This window comes from Streptomyces sp. IBSBF 2435 (assembly GCF_036815005.1).
Lineage (GTDB): Bacteria > Actinomycetota > Actinomycetes > Streptomycetales > Streptomycetaceae > Actinacidiphila.
The window spans coordinates 22,718-39,205 of the sequence record NZ_JAJSYW010000025.1; the positions used below are offsets into that span (position 1 = coordinate 22,718).

The 16,488-nt window shown below is 72.8% G+C and carries 16 protein-coding genes and 1 tRNA gene; 8 read left to right on the top strand and 9 right to left on the bottom strand.

Annotated features, from left to right (window positions below; genetic code table 11):
• Positions 1-19: 19 nt before the first annotated feature.
• Positions 20-913, bottom strand: a complete 894-nt coding sequence (locus V7E46_RS07340) for a TerD family protein (protein WP_333767644.1) — start codon at positions 911-913, stop codon at positions 20-22.
• 242 nt (positions 914-1,155) lie between these two features.
• Between V7E46_RS07340 and V7E46_RS07345 the strand changes: the two genes are divergently transcribed.
• Genes V7E46_RS07345 through V7E46_RS07355 form a run of 3 tightly spaced genes read left to right on the top strand, consistent with a single transcriptional unit; the run spans position 1,156 to position 5,609 of the window.
• Positions 1,156-2,328 carry an HpcH/HpaI aldolase/citrate lyase family protein gene (locus tag V7E46_RS07345; protein WP_333767645.1) on the top strand — a complete coding sequence of 391 codons (1,173 nt, stop codon included), beginning with the start codon at positions 1,156-1,158 and terminating at the stop codon, positions 2,326-2,328.
• Positions 2,329-2,349: 21 nt separating this feature from the next.
• Entirely contained in the window at positions 2,350-4,791 is a 2,442-nt protein-coding gene (locus V7E46_RS07350) for a phosphoribosyltransferase (protein ID WP_333767646.1), read from the top strand.
• Positions 4,788-5,609, top strand: coding sequence for an HAD family hydrolase (locus tag V7E46_RS07355; RefSeq protein ID WP_333767647.1), 822 nt, complete (start codon positions 4,788-4,790; stop codon positions 5,607-5,609). Before V7E46_RS07350 ends, V7E46_RS07355 begins: the two co-directional genes overlap by 4 nt.
• Positions 5,610-5,632: 23 nt before the next feature.
• Here the strand turns inward: V7E46_RS07355 and V7E46_RS07360 are convergent, their stop codons facing one another.
• Positions 5,633-6,262, bottom strand: a complete 630-nt coding sequence (locus V7E46_RS07360) for a nucleoside/nucleotide kinase family protein (RefSeq protein ID WP_333767648.1) — start codon at positions 6,260-6,262, stop codon at positions 5,633-5,635.
• Between the two features lie 36 nt (positions 6,263-6,298).
• Here V7E46_RS07360 and V7E46_RS07365 point away from each other — a divergent pair, with 36 nt between their 5' ends.
• Positions 6,299-6,961, top strand: a complete 663-nt coding sequence (locus V7E46_RS07365; protein ID WP_333767649.1) for an O-methyltransferase — start codon at positions 6,299-6,301, stop codon at positions 6,959-6,961.
• A 37-nt stretch (positions 6,962-6,998) separates the two neighbouring features.
• Here V7E46_RS07365 and V7E46_RS07370 read toward each other — a convergent pair whose 3' ends face one another.
• Positions 6,999-7,547, bottom strand: a complete 549-nt coding sequence (locus V7E46_RS07370) for a DUF4383 domain-containing protein (protein ID WP_333767650.1) — start codon at positions 7,545-7,547, stop codon at positions 6,999-7,001.
• A 107-nt stretch (positions 7,548-7,654) separates the two neighbouring features.
• Here V7E46_RS07370 and V7E46_RS07375 point away from each other — a divergent pair, with 107 nt between their 5' ends.
• Positions 7,655-7,882, top strand: a complete 228-nt coding sequence (locus V7E46_RS07375) for an FmdB family zinc ribbon protein (protein ID WP_333767651.1) — start codon at positions 7,655-7,657, stop codon at positions 7,880-7,882.
• 101 nt (positions 7,883-7,983) lie between these two features.
• Here the strand turns inward: V7E46_RS07375 and V7E46_RS07380 are convergent, their stop codons facing one another.
• Positions 7,984-9,228, bottom strand: coding sequence for a hypothetical protein (locus V7E46_RS07380; protein ID WP_333767652.1), 1,245 nt, complete (start codon positions 9,226-9,228; stop codon positions 7,984-7,986).
• 171 nt (positions 9,229-9,399) lie between these two features.
• Between V7E46_RS07380 and V7E46_RS07385 the strand changes: the two genes are divergently transcribed.
• Positions 9,400-9,471, top strand: a tRNA-Val gene (locus tag V7E46_RS07385).
• A 354-nt stretch (positions 9,472-9,825) separates the two neighbouring features.
• Here the strand turns inward: V7E46_RS07385 and V7E46_RS07390 are convergent.
• Positions 9,826-10,386 carry a hypothetical protein gene (locus V7E46_RS07390; protein ID WP_333767653.1) on the bottom strand — a complete coding sequence of 187 codons (561 nt, stop codon included), beginning with the start codon at positions 10,384-10,386 and terminating at the stop codon, positions 9,826-9,828.
• A gap of 56 nt (positions 10,387-10,442) precedes the next feature.
• On the opposite strand from V7E46_RS07390, the gene V7E46_RS07395 reads away from it, so the two are divergent.
• The gene (locus V7E46_RS07395; RefSeq protein WP_333767654.1) at positions 10,443-11,192 is read left to right on the top strand and encodes a bestrophin-like domain; all 750 of its coding nucleotides are present in this window, start codon (positions 10,443-10,445) and stop codon (positions 11,190-11,192) included.
• Between the two features lie 121 nt (positions 11,193-11,313).
• On the opposite strand, the gene V7E46_RS07400 is transcribed toward V7E46_RS07395, so the two are convergent.
• Positions 11,314-12,732, bottom strand: coding sequence for a family 2B encapsulin nanocompartment shell protein (locus V7E46_RS07400; RefSeq protein WP_333767655.1), 1,419 nt, complete (start codon positions 12,730-12,732; stop codon positions 11,314-11,316).
• Between the two features lie 274 nt (positions 12,733-13,006).
• Positions 13,007-13,693 (bottom strand): DedA family protein, encoded by a 687-nt coding sequence (locus tag V7E46_RS07405; protein WP_333767656.1) that lies wholly within the window; start codon positions 13,691-13,693, stop codon positions 13,007-13,009.
• 660 nt (positions 13,694-14,353) lie between these two features.
• Between V7E46_RS07405 and V7E46_RS07410 the strand changes: the two genes are divergently transcribed.
• Positions 14,354-14,935, top strand: a complete 582-nt coding sequence (locus V7E46_RS07410; protein WP_333767657.1) for a TMEM165/GDT1 family protein — start codon at positions 14,354-14,356, stop codon at positions 14,933-14,935.
• 40 nt (positions 14,936-14,975) lie between these two features.
• Here V7E46_RS07410 and V7E46_RS07415 read toward each other — a convergent pair whose 3' ends face one another.
• Together V7E46_RS07415 and V7E46_RS07420 are read right to left on the bottom strand one after the other, a co-directional pair.
• Complete coding sequence (locus V7E46_RS07415; protein WP_333767658.1) at positions 14,976-15,626, bottom strand: HAD-IA family hydrolase; 651 nt, start codon at positions 15,624-15,626, stop codon at positions 14,976-14,978.
• A 198-nt stretch (positions 15,627-15,824) separates the two neighbouring features.
• Positions 15,825-16,382, bottom strand: a complete 558-nt coding sequence (locus tag V7E46_RS07420; RefSeq protein ID WP_333767659.1) for a hypothetical protein — start codon at positions 16,380-16,382, stop codon at positions 15,825-15,827.
• Positions 16,383-16,488 lie beyond the last annotated feature (106 nt).

The following is a 16,488-nucleotide window of genomic DNA, read 5'->3' on the forward strand; positions in this document are numbered from 1 at the left end:
GCGCCCGCCCGCCGGCCGCTCAGCGCCCCGGCTGGAACTGCGGCCCCTGCGGGGGAAGCGTGAAGGCCGCGGCGGCTCCCACGGGCTGCGGGTAGCCGTAGGCCGGGTAGCCCGGCTGCGGCTGCTGGTGCGGCGGGACGGTCGGCGGCGCCGGGACCGAGGCGACGGGCTGCGGGTAGCCGTACGCGGGCTGTGCGGGCACGTGGCCGCGCGCGGGGGCCGGCAGCGGGTATCCGTAGGCGCTGGTCGGCCCGAGGTCCGGCTGGTGGGCCCTGGTCGCCTCCATGGCCGCGGTCTGGGACTGCGGCTGCGGCTGGGACGTCTGCTGCGGGGCGGCGCGGTCGGGCCCCGCGTCCACGTCGACGTCGTCCACCGTGATGCCGAACTCGGTGGCCAGGCCGACCAGGCCGGTGGTGTAGCCCTGCCCGACCGCCCGGAATTTCCAGCCGCCGTCCTTGCGGTACAGCTCGCCGCAGTTCAGCGCGGTCTCGCCGCCGGTGTCGGGGCGGACCTCGAAGGTGACCAGCGGGGAGTGCTGCGGCCCGGAGGTGGCGTACAGCAGCACGCACAGGTCGCGTACCAGCCGGAAGGGGCCGCCGTCGCAGGAGGCGGCGATCACCACCCGGTCGACCCCGGAGTCCAGCGCGGCCAGATCGACCTCGACGGTGTCGGTCAGGCCCTCGGGCCCGCGCTTCTTGGGCAGGTGGCGGGCCAGCCCGCTGGGGTGCCGCGGTTCGTTGTAGAAGACGAAGTCGGCGTCGGAACGCACCCGGCCGTCGCGGCCGAGCAGCAGCACGGAGGCGTCCACGTCCGGTGTGCCGGTGCCGGGGCTCCAGCGCAGCACCGCCCGGATGCCCGCGGCGTCGAGGGGGACGTTCGAGCCCTTCACCATCGCGTGCGTCATGCCGGTCATCCTGCCCTCCCCACGGGGTCGCTCACAACGCCGGACCGCGGGTCGGCGGAAGATCGTCCATGGGCGACATGTCCGGTGGAGCCGCCCGCGGAGGTCGCAACCGCGCCCGGCATGCAGAACGTCACACGGTGGACCTGCGCCGGTTACTTGTATTTCACGCGCTGAGGGAACGAGTGTCACATGGCCGCCCGTACGATAATCGGCCAGATGTCCTCAGGCCCGTATGATTGAAAGGGGGCGCAATGCGACACTTCGGACACCTCGCTGCAGAGACGAGGGAAGAACTGTTCCACCGCGAGCCGCAGGAGTTCACTGCCGACTCGCCGGCTCGTACGCTCGCGGCGGCCCTCGGGGCCACGCTCTACAGCCCGGCCACCCGCCTCACGCTCGCCGCCGACGTGCTCAAGCAGGCCGCCCGCGGGGTCGTGTCCATGGTGCTGTGCCTGGAGGACTCCATCGACGACCGGGACGTCCCGGCCGGTGAGGCCAACCTCGTCCGGCAGTTCGCCGAGCTATCCGCCCGCCCCGGCGCGGGCGGCGACATCCCGCTGCTGTTCATCCGGGTCCGCACCCCCGCCCAGATCACCGACCTCGTGCACCGCCTCGGCGAGAACGCGGCGCTGCTCTCCGGCTTCGTCCTGCCCAAATTCACCGAGGAGTCCGGCGTCCCCTTCCTGGAGGCGCTCAGCGCCGCCGAGGCCTCCAGCGGGCGGCGGCTGTTCGCCATGCCCGTGCTGGAGTCGCCCGAGCTGATGCACCTGGAAAGCCGGGTCGAAACGCTCTACGGCATTTCCCGCACCGTCGACAAATACCGTGAGCGGGTGCTCGCGCTGCGGCTCGGCGTCACCGACTTCTGCTCCACCTACGGGCTGCGCCGCGCCCCGGCCATGACCGCCTACGACGTCCAGATCGTCGCCGCGGTGATCGCCGACGTGGTCAACGTGCTGGGCCGCGCCGACGGCAGCGGCTTCGTGGTGACAGGACCGGTCTGGGAATACTTCCGCCACCAGGAGCGGATGTTCAAGCCGCAGCTGCGCCGCAGCCCCTTCACCCCCGAGGCCGAGGACCTGCGCGAGGCCCTGCTGGAGCGCGACATGGACGGGCTGCTGCGCGAGATCGAGCTGGACCGCGCCAACGGGCTCCAGGGCAAGACCTGCATCCACCCCACCCACGTGCCGGTCGTGCACGCGCTGAGCGTGGTCACCCACGAGGAATACACCGACGCGGCCGACATCCTGCACGAGGACCGCAGCGGCGGCGGCGTACTGCGTTCCGCCTACACGAACAAGATGAACGAGGTCAAGCCGCACCGGGCCTGGGCCGAGCGCACCCTGCGCAGGGCCGAGGTCTTCGGGGCCGCCCGCGAGGGCATCAGCTTCGTCGAGCTGCTGGCGGCCAGCCTGCCGCAGGACTGACCAGGCATCCTTGTAGCAGTGATGGCAACCATGGAAGAAGACCGGCACCGCATGCTGACGACACCGCCCTGGACGGGACAGTGGGTCGCCGACCGCCTCGGCATCGCCCTGCACGGCGAGGGCCTGCGCGACCTGCTGGGCCTCGCCCTGCGGCGCAACCCCAAGCGGGCCCACCTGCTGGTGTCGAACGTGCTCGGCAAGCATGTGCCGCAGCGCCCCGGCACGGTCTACGGGCACGCCCACGACCTCGGCCTGCGGGTCCGCGCCCTGCTGGGCGAGGACGAGGCCGCCAGGGCCGTCGTCGTCGGCTACGCCGAGACCGCCACCGGGCTCGGCCACGCGGTCGCCGACGGCGTCGGAGCCGTGCCCTACCTGCACTCCACCCGGCGCGAGGTGCCGGGTCTGGCCTCCGGCGGCGCCTTCCAGGAGGAGCACAGCCACGCCACCGGGCACCTGCTGCTTCCCGAGGACCCCGCCCTGCTCGGCGGCGCGGGACCGCTGGTGCTGGTCGACGACGAGTTCTCCACCGGGCAGACCGTCCTCAATACCGTCCGCGACCTGCACCGCCGCCGCCCCCGCGACCGCTACGTCGTCGTCGCCCTCACCGACATGCGCTCCCCGGCCGACCGCGACCGGCTCACCGCGTTCGCCGCCGGCCTCGGCGCCCGGGTGGACATCCTGTCGCTGGCCGCGGGCACGGTCTCGCTCCCGGCCGACGTCCTGGCCAGGGCGCAGGCCCTGGTGGCGGCCCGGCAGCCCGCGGACCCGCCGCCGGCCCCCGCGGCGCCGGTGCGGCGGGTCGCCCTCGGCTGGCCCGCCGGGATACCCGACGGCGGCCGGCACGGCTTCCTGCCCGCGCACCGGGAGGGCCTGGAGGCCGCGCTCCCCGCCATGGGCCGCCGCATCGCCGGCGCCCTGCCGGCCGGCGCCCGCCGGGTGCTCGTCCTCGGCAGCGAGGAGCTGATGTACGCGCCGCTGCGGCTCGCCCAGGCCGTCGAGGCGCACGGCGTCGAGGCGTACGTCTCGACCACCACCCGCTCGCCCGTGCTCGCCGTGGACGACCCCGGCTACGCGATCCGCAGCCGCCTGGTCTTCCCCGCGCACGACGCGCCCGCCGACGGCGGCCCGCCCGAGCGGTACGCCTACAACGTCGCGGGCGGCGGCTTCGACGCGGTGCTCTGCGTCGTGGACTCCGCCGGGGACACCCCGGCCCTGCACGCGCCCGGCGGACTGCTCGCGCAGCTCGCCGCGCACACCGGCACGGTGCTGCTCGCCGTCGTGCCCTCCTACCGACCGAACGGAAACCCTGGCCCCATGAGTGCATCCACCCGGCCGCTGCGCGGACCCGCCTTCGGATCGTACGCGGCGGACGAGGTGGGCTGGCTGCTCAAGGACCTGTCCGACGTGCCGCTCGAAGCGCCCACCGAGGAGCGCGAGGAGGCCATACAGAGCGGCGGCGCGCACTACGCGGAGTCGTTGCCGGTCGAATACCAGCCGAGCCCGGAATACCAGCAGCTGTTCAAGGCCGCGCTGGCCACCTCCGCCGAGCGGATCGCCCGCGCGGTCGGCGCCGTCACCGAACTGGTGCTCGCCGAGCGCGGCCCCGACGCCGTCCTGGTCTCGCTCGCCAGGGCCGGCACCCCCGTCGGGGTGCTGATGCGCCGCTGGGCCCGGCACGCGCACGGCCTCGACCTGCCGCACTACGCCGTCTCCATCGTCCGCGGGCGCGGCATCGACCCCGCCGCGCTCGGCTGGCTCGCCGCCCACCACGACCCGGCCGACGCCGTCTTCGTCGACGGCTGGACGGGCAAGGGCGCCATCACCCGCGAACTCGCCGACGCCATGGGCGACTTCCCCGGCTTCCGCCCGGAGATCGCGGTCCTGGCCGACCCCGGCGGCTGCGTGTCCACCTACGGCACCCGCGACGACTTCCTGATCCCCTCCGCGTGCCTCAACTCCACCGTCTCCGGCCTGGTCTCGCGCACCGTGCTGCGCGCCGACCTCATCGGGCCCGGCGAATTCCACGGCGCCAAGTTCTACCGCGACCTCGCGGGCTCCGACGTCTCCGCGCTCTTCCTCGACACCGTCACCGCCGCCTTCGACACCGTCGGCGCCGGCGTCGCCGAGGACGTCAAGTCGCTGCGCTCCCAGGACCGCTCACCCACCTGGGCGGGCTGGGCCGCGGTCGAGCGGATCAGCGAGGAGTACGGCATCGGCGACATCAACCTGGTCAAGCCAGGCGTCGGCGAGACCACCCGGGTACTGCTGCGCCGCGTCCCGTGGAAGATCCTCGCCCAGCGCGGCGCGGGCGCCGACCTCGACCACGTCAGGCTGCTCGCCGCCCAGCGCGGTGTGCCCGTCGAGGAGACCGACGGGCTGCCGTACTCCTGCGTCGGCCTGATCCACCCCCGCTACACCCGCGGCGCGACCGGCACCGACGGCAAGGCGGTGACCGGCCCGTGAACCGCACCTACAGCCGGACGATCGTCGCCAGCGACCTCGACCGCACCCTCATCTACTCCGCCGCCGCGCTCGCCCTGGCCATGCCCGACGAGGAGGCGCCCCGGCTGCTGACGGTCGAGGTCCACGAGGCGAAGCCGCTGTCGTACATGACGGAGGCGGCCGGCCGGCTGCTGGTCGAACTCGCCGACGCCGTACGCTTCGTGCCCGCCACCACCCGCACCCGCAAGCAGTACCGGCGGATCAGCCTGCCGGGGCCGCAGCCGAGCTACGCGATCTGCGCCAACGGCGGCCACCTGCTGGTCGCCGGGCGCACCGACCACGACTGGAACGCCGAGATGCGGCGGCGGCTCACCGAGGGGTCCGCGCCGCTCGCCGAGGTGCGCGCGCACCTGGCCGCCACCGCGGACCCCGAATGGCTGCGCAAGGAGCGGGTCGCGGAGGAGCTGTTCGCCTACCTGGTGGTGGACCGGGACCGGCTCCCCGCCGGCTGGGTCAAGGAACTCGCCGCCTGGGCCGAGCCGCTGGGCTGGACCGTGTCGCTCCAGGGCCGCAAGATCTACGCCGTGCCCAAGCCGCTGTCCAAGAGCGCGGCCCTCGCCGAGGTCGTCCGGCGCACCGGCGCCGACCGGGTCATCGCGGCCGGCGACTCGCTCCTGGACGCCGATCTGCTGCTGGCCGCGGACGCCGGCTGGACGCCGGGCCACGGCGAGCTGGCCGACTCCGGCTGGACGGCGCCGCACGTGTCCGCGCTGGGTGTCGGCGGTGTGGCGGCCGGCGAGGAGATCCTCCGGCGGTTCCTGGCCGGCGTCCGGGCCTGACCGTCGCCCGCCGGGGGCAGGGGTCAGGGGTCCCGGGGGGAGACCACCCGGGTGCAGTGCGCCCGGGTCAGCTCGACGCGGCGGGCGTTGAGGCGTTCGCTGGACGCGATGAATTCGCGGGCCTCCCGCTCGCTGCGCCCGCCGCGGACATGCCGCCGCAGCAGCCGCCGCTCGCGCAGCCGGCGCGGGGTCTCGACGTACCACAGCTCGTCCAGGAGGTCGCGGACCCCTGCCCACCCGGGGCCGTCGTCGGCCAGGTAGTTGCCCTCGGTCACCACGAGCGCCGCCGATGCGGGGATGACGAGCCCCGCGGCGACCGGCTCGTCGATCCGCCGGTCGAAGTCCGGCGCGTACACCGGGTTCGACCGCTCCGCGCGGAGCCGCCGCAGCAGCACCACGTAGCCGTCGACGTCGAAGGTCTCCGGGGCGCCCTTGCGGTCCCGCAGGTGCAGCCGGTCCAATTGGGCGTTGGCCAGATGGAAGCCGTCCATCGGGACGTACGCGGCCGTATCGGCGCCGAGCCGGTCGTTGACGCCCGTGACCAGGCGCCGCGCCAGGGTCGACTTGCCGGCGGCGGGCGCCCCCGCCAGACCCAGCAGCGCGCGGCGGCCTGGGATGCTGGGCACCAGGGCAACCGCGTCATCGACAAGCATCCCGTCACCCTAAGCGCCGCACCTGGGAGCAGACTCTTGTACGAAACGAAGAACCCCCAGCTCACGCCCGAGCTGTACGGATACGTCCTCGATCACAACCCGCCGCTCGACCCGATCGAGCGCGAGCTGATCGAGGTCACCCACCGCAGCCTCGCCGATGTGTCGGGCATGCAGACCGCCGAGGAGCAGGGGCCGCTGCTGGCCTTCCTGGTCCGGCTGACCGGCGCCCGGCAGATCGTGGAGGTCGGCACCTTCACCGGCTTCTCGGCGCTGTCCATGGCGCGGGCGCTGCCCGCCGGCGGGCGGCTGATCGCCTGCGACATCTCCGAGGAGTGGACCGCGGTGGGCCGCGAGGCCTGGGCGAAGGCGGGCGTCGCCGACCGGATCGACCTGCGGATCGCCCCGGCGATCGACACGCTGCGGGCACTGCCCGGCGGCAGCTGGATCGACCTGGTCTTCCTCGACGCCGACAAGGAGTCCTACATCGACTACTGGGAGGAGCTGCTGCCGCGGCTGAGGCCCGGCGGCCTGCTCGTGGTCGACAACACCCTCTACCACGGCGATGTCGCCGACCCGGCGGCCACCGGCGGGGGCGCCGCCGTCCGCGCCTTCAACGACCATGTGCGGGCCGACGACCGGGTGGACGACGTCCTGCTCACCGTGGCCGACGGCCTCACGCTGGCCCGCAAGCGCCCGTAGCGCCCGTCTCTCCGCAGCACCCCGCGGCTTTCCCGGCTCAGTGCTGGGGCAGTCCCGGGCGCCGCGGCGGTGGCCTCGTGGCGGCCACCGCCGCGCGCTGCCGGGCCTCGCGCTCGCGCGCGGCCTCCTCCGGGTGGCGCCGCTGCCAGTACGGATTGTCGTGCGGAAGCCCGCCGGTGATCCGCCCGTACATCCCGAAGAACAGCAGCATCACCCCGACGGCGAAGCTGAACAGCACGTTCGACATCTTGAACGCCAGCAGATTGTTCCCGGTGTCCAGCAGCGCCAGATTCACGAAGCCGCTGAGCAGGAAGGCGACGCCCACGCAGATGTTCAGCGTGGAGGCGAAATTGCCGCCGGCGACCATGCCCACGAAGAGCAGGCCGCCGATCACGATGGAGATGATGCTCAGCGCGCCGTTGGAATTCAGTCCGGCGATGCGTTCACCCGCCTTGGACAGGAACGACACACCGTTCAGCAGGCCGAGGATGCCGAAGACGACGAGAATCAGGCCCATGATTCCCGCTCCGAAGCGGTAGACCTGGCTCAGCCGGTGATCGGCGGGGAAGTGGTCGTCGAGTCGCATGGGCGGCCTCCTTCGGGGGCTGGACTCGTCGAGGAACGCCGTTGTTCCAGGATAGGTCCGGGCCGCCGGGGCAGCAGCGCGGCCCGGGTGCCCGCTACCCTGAGGCCATGCCTCGTTACGAGTACCGGTGCAAGACCTGTGGCGCCACCTTCGAGATGCGCCGCCCGATGTCGCAGTCCAGCGCCCCCGCGCCCTGCCCGCAGGGCCACGGCGACACGGTGAAGCTGCTCTCCACCGTGTCGGTGGGCGGCACCGCCTCGGCGGCCGGGTCCGCGGGCCCCGCGCCGGCGCCCGCGGGCGGGGGCGGCTGCTGCGGCGGCGGTTGCTGCAGCTGACCGACGGGGCGCGTTGCTCGGGCCCGACGCGGGCCGGGATGAGGGTCGGCACCGCCTGCCGCCGACCCGGGGCCTGCCCGGTCCGGCCCGACACGGGGGCGTCAGGCGCGGCCTGCCGCCCGGTCCTCCCTGATGTTGGACACCACACGGTTCGCCGTCTCCCGGACGGCGGCCGTCTCGGTGAGGAAGGCCCAGTAGTCCGGGTGCCGGCCCTCCAGCGCGGCCAGCGCCCGGTCCAGCCTTGCCACCGCCTCGTCCAGCGGGCGGGCATGCCGCGGCTCCGGCGTGGAACGGCCCTGCATCGCCAGCCGCTGGGCGTCCCTGACCACGAAGCGGGTCCGCTCGACCTCGGCCTTCGGGTCCTTGCGTACCTCGTTCAGCCGGCGCAGCCGGTCGCCGGCCGCGCCCACCGCGCCGTCCACGTCGTCCATCAGGGTGCGGACCTCGGCCAGCTTCGCGGCGGCCTGCGACCACTGCTGCCCGTCCCGCGCCCTGCGCGCCTCGGCCAGCGTCGCCTCCGCCTGCCGTACGGCCTGGTCGGCCTGCTCAGGCACCTGCTGGAGGTCCTCCCAGCAGGCCAGCGAGAAACGCCGCCGCAGCTCGCTGAGCACCGGCGCGACGCCCTCCGCCCGGGTGCCGAGGGCCTGCACCCGGGTACGCAGCGACACCAGCCGCTTGTCGATCTCCCTGGCCTGCTCGGGCAGCCGCTCGGCCTCGGCGCGTACCGCCTCCGCCTTGCGGCGGACGTCGTCGGCGCGCTGCACGGTCTCCTTCACGCCGTGCTTGGCGGGACCCTCGTTGAGCTTGGTCAGCTCGGGCGCCAGCGCCGCCAGCCGGGCCGCGAGATCGTCCGCGGTGATCCCGGCGGCGCGGACCTCGTCCAGCGCGTTGCTCGCCGCCAGCAGCGACTGCTTGGCCCGCTCCCGCGCTGGCGCCAGCCGGGCCAGCTGGGTCTCCGCCCGGTTCAGCAGCGGCGTCATCGTCGACTGGTAGCGCTCCAGCTCGGTCCTGGCGTTGACCAGGTCGTCCTTGGCCCGGGTCAGCTCGCTGACCGCCCGGGAGGCGGACGCGTGGTCCAGCTCGTCCCGGTCCAGGTCATGGGCGTCGACGGTGGCGATGTAGGCCGCGCTGACCTGGTCGATCCGCTCGCCGAGCGCCTGGAAGCCGGACAGCGCCCGGCGCGAGTCGGCGGACTCCTCCACCGCGGAGATGGTCTCGATCGAGATCTCCAGGTCGCGCTGCGCGGTGTCCAGCTCGTAGAAGGCCTGGGCCGCCGCGTCCTTCGCCGCCTGGGCCTCCGCACGCAGGTTGTCGCCGCGCCGCCACCACGAACGTGCCGTCGTCACAGTGACTCTCTCTCCCCGCGCTCGCCGCCCACCACCATCGGCTCCATCCTCCCACCCGCCCGCCTCGAACACACGGCCCGGTCCGTCCGCCGCCTCCTGCCCGCACGTGTCCGGGTATGCGCTTGCCCACCCGCCCCCGCGGCAAGGTAACCTGTGACGTCGCAGTCTCCGGGGCGTGTAGCTCAGTGGTAGAGCGCCGCCCTTACAAGGCGGATGTCGGCGGTTCGAAACCGTCCACGCCCACCCCTCCCCACCCGGCAGGCCTTCGGCGCCGCTTCCACCGTGTGCGAATTCGCGCAGGTGATCGAATGTTTAGCGGGTCCATTACTCCTTCCGGGGAATGGTCGGCATACGCGGGCGCGAAGGGCGCCGGGGTGCTGACGATGAGTGGGTGAGCACTCCGAGGGGGAAGCGCGTACGTGCGTGGGCGGCGCTTGCCGTCGTGACGGCGGCCGTGGGCGCGTGGGGGTTGGGCGGGGTGGCGGCGGCCACCCCCGTCGGCCCGCAACCGGTTGCGCCCGTCAGCCCGCCCGTGTCCGTCACCGTGTCGGCGCTGCCGCACATACCGCGGCCCGGCCCCTGGCCGCCGCACAGCGATCAGCCGACGCCGACGCCGAACGGCCATGAGCCGCACCAGCCCGGGCCGCACCGGCCCCGGCCGCCGCGCTGGCCGAGGCCGGCGCATCCGCGGCCCGCGCACTGGTGCGGGCGGTGGCACCCGCCCTGGAAGTGGCCCGACCCGCTGCACTGCCGCAAGCACCCGCACCCGCCGACCAAGCCGCCGACCACACCGCCGCCGCCGACCAAGCCCCCGACCACACTGCCGCCGCCGACCACACCACCGACGGAACCGCCGTCCAAACCCACGCCCACGCCGACGCCCACACCCGTACCGAAGCCGGCGCCCAAGCCCGCGCCGCGACCGAAACCGGTGGTGAGAGCCGTACCCGAGCCCGCACCCGCGCCGAAGCCCGAGCCCAGGCCCGTACCGAAGCCGAAGCCGACGCCGAAACCCGCACCGAAGCCCGCGCCGCCCGTCGTGCACTGGCCCCGGCAGGCGATCGTGCCGGCCACGGCACCGGCGCCGCACCGGCGGAAGCTGACGACCACGATGCTGCTCACGACGGTGCCGGGACTGCTGGCGGCGGCCGTGCTCAAGCCCGGGTCCGGGGCGTACCGCAGAAACAACCGGTAGGACTGGAGGGGGAGTTCAGATGTCGCAATGGGCGGTACTGCTGATCGCGATGATCGCGGTCTGCGCGGTCGTCATCACCGTGGTCGTCCTGAGGCAGCGCAGGATCGCCGAGGACGACGACCCGAGCGAGACGCCGGACGTCATCGAGTACATGGTGATGATGATCGGGGTGATCTACGCGATCGTGCTGGGCCTGGCGATCGCCGGAGTGTGGGAGGGCAGGGGCGGTGCGCAGGCCGACACGCTGGCCGAGGCGCAGGCGCTGCACGAGGTGAAGGTCCGGGTGCAGGTCTATCCCCCCGCGGTGCGGGACAAGGTACGGGCCGACGTCGACGCCTATGCCGCCTTCGTCGCAGACAAGGAGTGGCCCTACATGCGCAGCCACGGCGAACTCTCGCCGCGGGGCACGCAGTTGCTCGACCAGGTGCGTACCGACGTGACGCAGTTCGACCCGAAGAGCGATCTGGCGGCGCAGGCGTACCAGCCGGTGGTGGACGAGGTCGCCGCCGCCGACATGGCGCGGGCCTCGCGCGGGCAGAGCGTGGGCGCGACAATGCCGGGGGTGGTCTGGTTCGGGCTGATCACCGGCGCGCTGGTGACGGTCGGGCTGATCTTCACACTACAGATCAGGAGATCGGCCAAGGAGCTGCTGCTCGCCGGGCTGTTCAGCGCGCTCATCGCTTTCCTGCTGTTCCTCATCTGGGACCTGGACGCGCCCTTCGGCAGCGGTCTCGCGGTCTCGGCGGACGTCTTCCGCCAACTGCTGTGAGCCCGCGGCAGCCGTGGGCACACGCGAGAACGGCCCCGCCGCCCGGTCAGGACCGGGCGGCGGGGCCGCACCTTCGAGCCGTTCCGGCCGCGCCGTGGAGGCGCGGCCGTGTGCGCCGCGCTCAGCGCCAGTTGGACACGTTCACGTTCTCCAGCACGCCCAGCGCGTCGGGCACCAGGACGGCCGCGGAGAAGTACGTACTGACCAGGTAGCTGATGATGGCCTTGTCGTCGATCCCCATGAAGCGCACGTTCAGGCCGGGTTCGTACTCGTCGGGCAGACCGGTCTGGTTGAGGCCGATGACGCCCTGGTTGTCCTCGCCGGTACGGATCGCGATGATCGAGCTGGTGCGGGCCTCGGAGATCGGGATCTTGTTGCAGCTGAGGATCGGCACGCCGCGCCAGGCGGGAACGGGGGAGCCGAGCACCTCGACCGAGTCGGGGTAGATGCCGGCCCGGGTCCACTCCCGGGCGATGGCCGCGATCGTCTTGGGGTTGGCCAGCAGATAGCGGGTGCCGCGGCGCCGGCTGATCAGCTCGTCCAGGTCGTCGGGCAGCGGCGGCCCGGCGTGCGGCTGGATGCGCTGCTCGTACTCCGCGTTGTTGAGCAGCCCGTACTCCGGGTTGTTGATCAGCTCGTGCTCCTGGCGCTCGCGCAACGCCTCGACGGTGAGCTTGAGCTGCTGCTCGGTCTGGTTCATCGGCTCGTTGTAGAGGTCGGCGACCCGGCTGTGCACCCGCAGCACGGTCTGGGCGACGCTCAGCTCGTACTCGCGGGGCTTGACCTCGTAGTCGACATACGTGGCGGGCAGCGCGGCCTCGCCCTTGTGGCCCGAGGCGAGTTCGATGTTCGCCTCGCCGCGCTTGTTGGCCCGCTGCTGCGGGATCGCGCGGACGGCGTTCAGATGCTCGCGCAGCGGCGCCGCCTGGGCGAGCAGCTCCTGCAGCGCCTGCCGGGGCAGCGCGAGCACGGTGGTGGCCGCGACGGCGCGGGCGGTGAATCCCGACTCGGCGTCCCCGTCGAGCAGTGCCTGCTCGCCGAAGTGGTCGCCGTCGGCCAGGGTGCCGAGACGATTCTGCTCGCCGTACGATCCCTCGCCGAGCTTCTCGACCTTGCCGTGCGCGATCAGGAAGACCGTGTCGGCCGGCTGGCCGGCTTCGACCAGCACCTCGCCGGGTGCGAACTCACGTTGGACGAAACGGTCCGCCAGGGCGGTCAGCCCCTCCACGTCGTCGAAGGACCGCAGCGCGGCGATCTCACCCAGCTCCTGCGGGATGACCCGGACCTGCGAACCGGTCTTGACGAACGTCACCCGCCCGTCCCCGACCGCGTAGCTCAGCCGCCGGTTGACCCGGTACGTGCCCGCGTTGACCTGCACCCAGGGCAGCACACGCAGCAGCCACCTGGACGAGATCCCCTGCATCTGAGGCGCGGACTTGGTTGTCGTGGCCAGATTCCGCGCGGCGGCCGTGTCAAGGCTCGTACGCGCGTCGTCCTGCGGATTGCCGAGTGCGGCGTCCTGGCCCGCATCAACCGACATGTGCATGTCCTTCCCGTATGGAGGTGATACGGGAGATATTCTTTCGGCCACTCAGGGTGCTGCCTATTGCCGTATCGAGTGAGAATACTTTTGGCTCAAGCGGGGGAGTGCGCCCGCGCACGGGCGCGCCGAAGCCCGCACAGGCGGTGGTTTTCGGGGATTTGGAGAGTTTCGCGAGTTCGGAGAGCTTCGACCGTTTCGAGAGCGGTGAGAGCAGTTCGAAGCGGCGCGGGCACGTCGAACTGGTGGGTGCGCGTCAGGGAGTTGGGACGCCTCAGAGCGCTTCGACGACCGAACTGCGGTCGGGGCCGGCGGTGGTGCCCTGCGGCGGGATCGTCAGCGGCACCGCCGCATAGGCCGCGGCGATCGCCGTACGGCGCTCGCGCCGGAAGACGTACGCGGCGAAGGCGCCCGCGCCCAGCAGGGCGACGAAGGACATCAAAGTGCCGAGCCAACTGGCGCCCAGCCACTCGCCGCCGACCCAGCCCAGGCCGACGCTGTAGGTCGCCCAGCAGACGCCGGCCAGCGCGGACCAGGGCAGGAACTCTCCCGGACGGCGGCGGGCCGTGCCCGCGCCCAGGCTGACCACGCTGCGGCCGGCGGGCGCGAAGCGGGCGAGCACCACCAGGGCGCCGCCGCCGCTGTCCAGCACCTGGCTGAGCCGGTCGTGCGCCGCCGACAGCCGCTGCGAGGACGCCATCCGCCGGTTGAACCACTCGCCGCCGCGGAAGGCCAGCCGGTAGGCGATCAGATCGCCGACACAGGACGCCACGGCGGCGCAGCCGAGCAGGGCGAGCACATCGAGGATGTCGTCACTGGTGCCGGTCGACCCGGCGGTCGCCGCGCTGACCACCAGCACACCGCTGGGCAGCACCGGCACGAAGACGTCGAGCAGTACGGACAGCCCGACGAGCAGATAGATCCACGGCCACTCGAAAAGAGAGCCCAGGCCTTGCAGCACCGCGCCTCCTCGTCCTTCGCCGGTTCTACGCGTCGTTGTCGGGTCCTGTCGGTCGTGCGTGTCGCAAGAGTGCTTTCCGATGCCTGACGGTGCTTGATCCGTGCCGTGTCCGTGCCCGTTTGTGCTGGTCAAGGCCTTGCGGAGCTGTCAGTGCCGGTCTCGCGTCAACGGCGGCGGATCTTCATCCGCCGTCAGCCGTACAGCGTACGCCAGCGCGGGCCGACGGCACCGGTCAGGGTGCGTGACGTACGAGACAATCACGACGTTGTCACGACAGGAATACTTTCCCGAACAACGCTCGGGCCTGCGGGGAAGTGCCCGTGCCGCGGCAATGCCACCTCGGCGCCGGCCGGCTCCAAGTGGCCGCCGCACCAATGCCGATGCAGAAAATCTGCCCAGGCCGAGCATCCCGTACACTGGTGCGCAGCAGAAGGGGAGTAGCTCTTCGCCGGACCGTCGACATACTGCCCGGGTTCGCACGCGGCGCCGCAAGGCGTGGCAGTGGACCGGGGCCGGCGCCCGGAGGCAGCGGTACGGGAACGTGCCGCGGCCAGCGAGACCTTCGGCCGCAGTGTTCCGACGCTGCCGTGCCGAAGCGACCCCTCATCTCCGCAGGTCTCTCTCGGCAGGGCAGCCCCTACCGATCGAGGAATCCGACCCGTGCTCAGCCTCACTGTCATAGCCGTTGTCTTCGGCGTGATCTTCCTGGCCGAACTCCCCGACAAGACCGCGCTCGCCAGCCTCATGCTCGGTACCCGCTACCGGGCCTCCTACGTCTTCGCGGGCGTCGCGGCGGCCTTCGTGGTCCATGTCGCGCTCGCCATAGCCGCGGGCAGCCTGCTGACGCTGCTGCCGCACCGCTGGGTGCAAGGAGTGGTCGGGGTGCTCTTCCTGGCCGGCGCGGCCATGCTGCTGCTGTCCAAGGGCGACGACGAGGAGACCGTCAAAGCGCCCTCCGACCAGAGCTTCTGGAAGGTCTCGGGTGCCGGCTTCATGCTGATCCTGGTGGCCGAGTTCGGCGACCTCACCCAGATCATGACCGCCAACCTCGCCGCCCGCTACGACGACCCGGTCTCGGTCGGCATCGGCGCGGTGCTCGGCCTGTGGGCGGTCGCCGCCCTCGGCGTCTTCGGCGGCCGGATGCTGATGAAGCGGGTGCCGCTGTCGCTCATCACGAAGATCGCCGCGGCCTTCATGGTGGTGCTGGCCGGCTTCAGCCTCTACGAAGCGATCGCCGGCTGAGCCTTGGTCCCTGCGAGGCGCGTCATGGTGGGGCCGATCCTCAGCCCACCGTGACCGTGAGCACGCCGTCCGCGGCCGTCACCCGTACGTCCTCAAGGGACGCCGCGTGGGCCGACGGTGCGTGGGCGGCGGCTCGCGGTCCGATGCCGACCACCCGCATCCCGGCGGCGCGGGCGGCGGCTATGCCGACCTCGGCGTCCTCGAAGACCAGGCACTCCTCGGGGGTGAAGCCCAGTTCGGCGGCGCCCTTGAGGAAGCCCTCGGGGTCCGGCTTGCTGGCGCCCACCCACTCGGCGGTGACCCTGACCGGCGGCAGCGGCAGCCCTGCGGCGCCCATCCTGGCCAGCGCGAGCGCCTCGCCCGCCGAGGTCACCAGGGCGTGCGGCTGCCCGGCCAGCGCGGCCAGGAAGGCGGGGGCGCCGGGGACCGGGACGATGCCGACGAGGTCGGCGGTCTCCTCGGCGAGCACCACCGCGTTGTCGGCGTGATTCTGCGCCATGGGGCGGTGCGGGAGCAGCGCGGCCATCGTGGCGTGGCCCTGCCGGCCGTGCACCACCGCCAGGACGGCGGCCGGGTCCAGGCCCTGCCGGACCGCCCACCGGGTCCAGCAGCGCTCCACCACCGCGTCGGAGTCGACGAGAGTCCCGTCCATGTCGAGCAGCAGAGCGCGGGCGGTGAACACGGACTGCATGGGACTCCCTCGGACGGCCTAGCGGCGTACTCAGTGGTTCCGCCCGCCGGTCAGGGAGACGGGCGGAACCACTTTGTTCCTCGAAGATACAAAATATTCGGGTGCGGCGCCACCCCCTGGTCCGCGGCGCCACCCCCTGGTCGGGGCGCCACGCCGGCCTCGGGGCATTGCCCCCGGGCTCGGGGCGCCACCCTGGGTTCAGGGCGCCACCACGAATTGCAGCAGGCCCCAGGTGAAGTGGGCCACCAAGCGTTCACCGGTGCCGGGCACGGTCACCGCGAGCCGAGCGCGGCTCGGGGCGTCCGCCGGGAGCGGGGCGGCGGGCGGGAAGGCGCGGGCCACGTCGTCCACGACGCAGGACCAGGGCGTCAGGTCCTCGACGCCGTTCAGCGGCGGAGGGGCCGCGCCGGGCGCGCGGACCAGCCACTCGTTCCACACCGCCGTGCCGCCGGGCGCGCACAGCACCTCGAACCGCAGATCGGGCCACAGCGGCAGCGGCCACAGCAGCGCGCGGCACGTCAGGTCGCCGACCTGCCGTTCGACCTCCGCCACGGGTGGCCCGAGCGCCAGCCGGTACCCCCGCTCGCCGCCGGGATACGTCCGCGAGCGCAGCCGCGCCTGCCAGGCGCGGTGCGCTTCCCTCAGGTCGGCGTGCGACGCGCCCAGCGCGCGGAGCGCGTCGTCCACCAGGCCGGGGTGGTGGTCGGCCATTCTGCGCAGCAGCATGAGCTGGAACTGGGGGAGTCCGAAGGCCATCTTTTCGACCTTACAGGTCCGGATCCCTCACTTCCCCGCGTCCCGGGGGAGGGCTGGCGCGTTCCGCTCCGCTGGGGTGGTTGCCGCGTGTCGTACGCACCTGTCC

Coding starts and splice junctions, on each gene's coding strand:
- V7E46_RS07370 (WP_333767650.1), bottom strand. CDS start 7,547: ATGCGACTCGACGACCACTTCCCCGCCGATCACCGGCTGAGCCAGGTC.
- V7E46_RS07395 (WP_333767654.1), top strand. CDS start 10,443: ATGTCGCAATGGGCGGTACTGCTGATCGCGATGATCGCGGTCTGCGCG.
- V7E46_RS07350 (WP_333767646.1), top strand. CDS start 2,350: ATGGCAACCATGGAAGAAGACCGGCACCGCATGCTGACGACACCGCCC.
- V7E46_RS07400 (WP_333767655.1), bottom strand. CDS start 12,732: ATGTCGGTTGATGCGGGCCAGGACGCCGCACTCGGCAATCCGCAGGAC.
- V7E46_RS07420 (WP_333767659.1), bottom strand. CDS start 16,382: ATGGCCTTCGGACTCCCCCAGTTCCAGCTCATGCTGCTGCGCAGAATG.
- V7E46_RS07345 (WP_333767645.1), top strand. CDS start 1,156: ATGCGACACTTCGGACACCTCGCTGCAGAGACGAGGGAAGAACTGTTC.
- V7E46_RS07360 (WP_333767648.1), bottom strand. CDS start 6,262: ATGCTTGTCGATGACGCGGTTGCCCTGGTGCCCAGCATCCCAGGCCGC.
- V7E46_RS07415 (WP_333767658.1), bottom strand. CDS start 15,626: ATGCAGTCCGTGTTCACCGCCCGCGCTCTGCTGCTCGACATGGACGGG.
- V7E46_RS07340 (WP_333767644.1), bottom strand. CDS start 913: ATGACCGGCATGACGCACGCGATGGTGAAGGGCTCGAACGTCCCCCTC.
- V7E46_RS07375 (WP_333767651.1), top strand. CDS start 7,655: ATGCCTCGTTACGAGTACCGGTGCAAGACCTGTGGCGCCACCTTCGAG.